This is a genomic window from Streptomyces sp. WELS2 (genome assembly GCF_013870595.1).
Taxonomy (GTDB): domain Bacteria; phylum Actinomycetota; class Actinomycetes; order Streptomycetales; family Streptomycetaceae; genus Streptomyces.
In genome coordinates, this window is the sequence record NZ_JACBWZ010000605.1 from 1 (window position 1) to 3920 (window position 3920).

Genomic DNA, 3920 nt, shown 5'->3' on the forward strand with positions numbered 1-3920 from the left:
AGGCGCTCGCCGTGGCCGCCGACGTCTCCCGCGCCGAGGAGACGCGGGACCTGGTGGCCGCCACCGTGGACCGGTTCGGCTCGCTGGACGTGGCGGTGAACAACGCCGGTGTGCTGGAGGGCCGCGGGCGCACCGTGGGCGAGCTGCCCGAGGAGGACTGGCGCCGGATGCTGGACGTCAACGTCACCGGGGTCTTCCTCGCCCTCCAGGCCGAGATCGCCCGGATGCGCACCCAGCCGGACGGCGGCGCGATCGTCAACATCGCCTCCCGGATCGGCATGCACAGCCGGCTGCCCGGCGTCGCGGGCTACGCCGTCACCAAGGCGGCCGTGTCGGTCCTCACCCGGTCCGCCGCCCTGGACCACATCGCCGACGGGGTGCGCATCAACGCCGTCAGCCCCGGCTCCACCGCCACCGACATGTCCTTCAAGCCCGGCGAGAGCGAGGCCGGCCGGGCCGCGCGGATGCGTGCAGAGGTGCCGCTCGGCCGGGTCTCCACCATCGAGGAGGTGGCCGCCGCGGTGCTGTACCTCGCCTCCGACGACGCGGCCTCGGTGGTCGGCGCCGACCTGGTGATCGACGGCGGCTCCACGGCCTGAGCCTGCCCGGCCCCGCCGGCCGACCGGTCCCGTTCCGTTCCGGGGGGTCAGTCGATCCCGGACCGCTCCACCCCGGCCACGATCCACCGCTGGAAGCACAGGAACACCAGCAGCAGCGGCAGGATCGACACGGCCGCCGCGACGAACAGCTCGTGCAGCCGTACGACCTGCGCGGTGGTGAACGAGGACAGGGCCACCTGCACCGTCCAGGCGCTCTGGTCCTGCCCGATCACCAGCGGCCACAGGAAGGAGTTCCACGCGCCGAGGAACACGATCGTCCCCACGGCCGCGAACACCGGGCGGCTGTTGGGGACCACGACCCGCCAGTACGTCCGCCAGTACCCGAGCCCGTCCACCTGGGCGGCGTCCTCCAGCTCCCGGGGGAAGCCGAGGAAGTACTGCCGGAAGACGAAGCAGGCGAACGCGGAGAACAGCGTCGGCACGATCAGACCGCGCAGCGTGGAGACCCAGCCCAGCGACGACACCAGCACGAAGCTGGGCACGAAGGTGACGGCCGCCGGGACCAGCAGGGTGCCCAGGATGCCGTAGAACACCTTGTTCGCGTGCCGGTAGGGGATGCGGGCCAGGCCGTAGCCGGCCAGGGAGGCGAGCAGCAGGGTGCCGAGGGTGGTGGCGACGGCGATCAGCGCGGAGTTGAGCAGGGACCGGGCGAACGGCACCGCCGGGTCCTCGAACAGCTCGCGGACGTTGCCCCACCGCACGTCGGCCGGGAAGAAGGTCCACTCCGGGGAGGTGATGTCCCGCTCGTCGGCCAGCCCGTTGCGCACCAGCAGGTAGAAGGGGACCAGGAAGAGCAGGGCGAGCGCGGTCAGCAGGGCCAGCCTGAGCGCCCGCCCGGCCCGCACCAGGGCGTCATCCATCGCCGTCCGTCCTCCCCAGCCGCAGCCAGCGCGCCTGTGCCACCGTGACCACCGCGATGACCAGCGCCAGGATCACCGCGCCCGCGCTGCCGAGGCCCAGGTTCTGCCCCTGCCCGAGCGCGGTGTAGTAGAGGTAGACCAGCGGCGGCCGGGCGTACGGCGGATAGCCCCGGGCGTCGGACAGCAGGTTGTAGAACTCGTCGAAGGCCTGGAAGGCGTTCACGACGAGCAGCAGCAGCACCGCGACCGAGGTGGCCCTCAGCTGCGGCAGGGTGATGTGCCGCAGCACCGTCCAGCCGGGCCGGGCCCCGTCCACGGCCGCCGCCTCGTACAGCGCCGGGTCGATCCGCTGGAGCCCGGCGAGGAACAGGATCATGTAGAACCCGGCCTGGAGCCACAGCCGTACGGTCACGATGACCAGCCAGTACCAGGGCGGGTCGGTGGTGGACAGCCAGGCGACGGGGTCGCCGCCGAACCAGCCCAGCACGGTGTTCGCCAGCCCGAACCGCACCCCGTTGAAGACGGACATCTTCCAGATCAGCGCGGCCACCACATAGCTGCACGCGGCCGGCAGGAAGAACACCGACCGGAAGAACGCCCGCGCCCACCGGACCCGGTTGACCATCAGGGCGAGGGCCAGGGAGAACCCGTAGGTGACCGGCACGATGAAGGCGGTGAAGAGCAGGAACGTCCTCAGACTGTCGCGGAACGCCGAATCCCGCAGCATCGCCGCGTAGTTGTCCAGACCGGTGAAGCGGGTGGGGGTGACGCTGTTGTGCGCGTCGAAGAAGCTCAGACCGACGCTCCACAGCAGCGGTACGCAGGTGAACACCGCGAGCCCGAGCGCGAACGGCCCGACGAACGCCCAGAACCACAGGGTCGCGTGCCGCCTCACGCGCGCACCCGGGCGAGCTCCTCCGCCACCTTCCGCACGGCGTCCCGCAGTTCGCGCTCCGGGTCCGCCCCGCCCTTGATGATCCGGCTGAGGGCGTCCTGGTAGGCGGTCTGGCCGGCCGGGGTCCACAGCAGCGGCTGGGCGTAGCCGTGGTCGGTGGTGAACCGTACGACGTCGGCGGCCGGGCCCTCGCGCAGCGGGGCGGCCTCGGCGGCGAGGGAGCGCCGGGCGGGGATGTGGAAGCCGTAGGAGAGCGCGAAGTCCTTCTGGTAGTCGGTGCGTTCGACCCACAGCCACTTCACGTACGCCTTGGCCGAGTCCTTGTGCCGGCTGCGCGCGCTGACGGCGGCGCCGTAGGCCCCCACGGGTACGGCGGGCCGGCCCCGGGCGCCGTCCGCCGGGAACGGCAGCACCCCGAAGTCGTCCCCGAGTTCACGCTTGATCTGCGGCAGCGCCCACAGTCCGGACCACTGCATCGCGGTCAGCCCCTGGAGGAAGGCGGAGGGGTCGGACCAGTCGGCGGGCGCGCCGAGGAGCAGGGACTCGTCGGCATACAGCCGGTGCAGCTTGCCGAGGGTGCGGGCGGCGGCGGGATCGTCGAAGCCGACCCGGCCGTCGTCGGTGACGAGCGGGAATCCGGCCGCGTACAGGGGGGTCCCGCCCAGGACGCCGGCGCCTCCGTCGTTGCCGAGGAAGAGCCCCTTGGTCCTGCCGTCGGTGAGCTTGCGGGCGGCGTCGACCAGGGCGTCCAGGGTGGTGGGCGGCTCCACTCCGGCGTCGCGCAGCAGGCTCTTGCGGTAGTACAGCACCTGCGTGTCGATGACCTGCGGAATCCCGTAGACCCTCCCCTCGTGGGTCTTCGGCGCGAGCACGGCCGGATTGAAGTCGTCCTTGACCCCCGCCAGCAGATCGGTGAGGTCGAGCACCTGGCCCCCGCGGATCTGGTCGAGGGTGGGCCCGTTGACCTCGAAGACGTCGGGCCCGGAGTCGGTGAGCAGGGCGGCGGCGGTCTGCTGGTCGTAGTCGCCCGGCCGCCACTGCACCGTCACCTCGGCCCGGCGGAAGGCGGCGGCGTACCGCTGGACGGCCCGTTCGGTGCCCGGCTCGCCGTACTGGTGGTACCACTGCGACAGCCGGGGCCCGGAACCGCCGCCCCCGCGCCCGGTGTTCGATCCGCACGCCGTGAGCAGTCCGGCGCCCGCGCCCGCGGCCAGCAGTGTCCTGCGGCTGATCGTCATCATGTGCCCCCTGACGTCCGTCATCGATGCACGGCCCAACGATCAACCATGCGGGGCGATTACGAAAGACGCGTTGCGGCCGTGTGTCGACGTCCGCCCCCGGCGGGAACCCGGTTCCGTGTCCCGGCACGGATGCACAACTTTTCCGCTCCGGGACGCATCCAACACAGTGCCGCTCATGCACCCTTCGCCTAGAAGAAGGAGAATGTGCCCATGTTCCACAAGCCGAACCCGACGACCCCGGACCCCGTCCTGCGCTCCGCGAAAGGCTCCCGGGGCCTGCGCGGGCGCGGGCCGGTGACCGCGC

4 protein-coding genes are annotated in these 3920 nt (G+C 72.0%); 1 reads left to right on the forward strand and 3 read right to left on the reverse strand.

Features of this window, described 5'->3' with window-relative positions; translation table 11 throughout:
• The coding region (locus H5J33_RS26520) for an SDR family NAD(P)-dependent oxidoreductase (RefSeq protein WP_181797376.1) at nucleotides 1-599 on the forward strand (599 nt) is incomplete at its 5' end.
• Nucleotides 600-646: 47 nt separating this feature from the next.
• Here H5J33_RS26520 and H5J33_RS26525 read toward each other — a convergent pair.
• Genes H5J33_RS26525 through H5J33_RS26535 form a run of 3 tightly spaced genes read right to left on the reverse strand, consistent with a single transcriptional unit; the run spans nucleotide 647 to nucleotide 3613 of the window.
• Nucleotides 647-1480, reverse strand: coding sequence for a carbohydrate ABC transporter permease (locus H5J33_RS26525; protein WP_181797377.1), 834 nt, complete (start codon nucleotides 1478-1480; stop codon nucleotides 647-649).
• Nucleotides 1473-2375: a carbohydrate ABC transporter permease gene (locus H5J33_RS26530; RefSeq protein ID WP_181797378.1), complete on the reverse strand. Its 903-nt coding sequence runs from the start codon at nucleotides 2373-2375 to the stop codon at nucleotides 1473-1475. The genes H5J33_RS26525 and H5J33_RS26530 overlap by 8 nt, the downstream gene beginning before the upstream one ends.
• Nucleotides 2372-3613 carry a sugar ABC transporter substrate-binding protein gene (locus H5J33_RS26535; RefSeq protein WP_181797379.1) on the reverse strand — a complete coding sequence of 414 codons (1242 nt, stop codon included), beginning with the start codon at nucleotides 3611-3613 and terminating at the stop codon, nucleotides 2372-2374. The genes H5J33_RS26530 and H5J33_RS26535 overlap by 4 nt, the downstream gene beginning before the upstream one ends.
• Between the last annotated feature and the right edge of the window lie 307 nt (nucleotides 3614-3920).

Bases quoted from the DNA above. Each gene is read 5' to 3' on its own strand.
- H5J33_RS26525 (WP_181797377.1), bottom strand. From the start codon at position 1,480: ATGGATGACGCCCTGGTGCGGGCCGGGCGGGCGCTCAGGCTGGCCCTG.
- H5J33_RS26535 (WP_181797379.1), bottom strand. From the start codon at position 3,613: ATGACGATCAGCCGCAGGACACTGCTGGCCGCGGGCGCGGGCGCCGGA.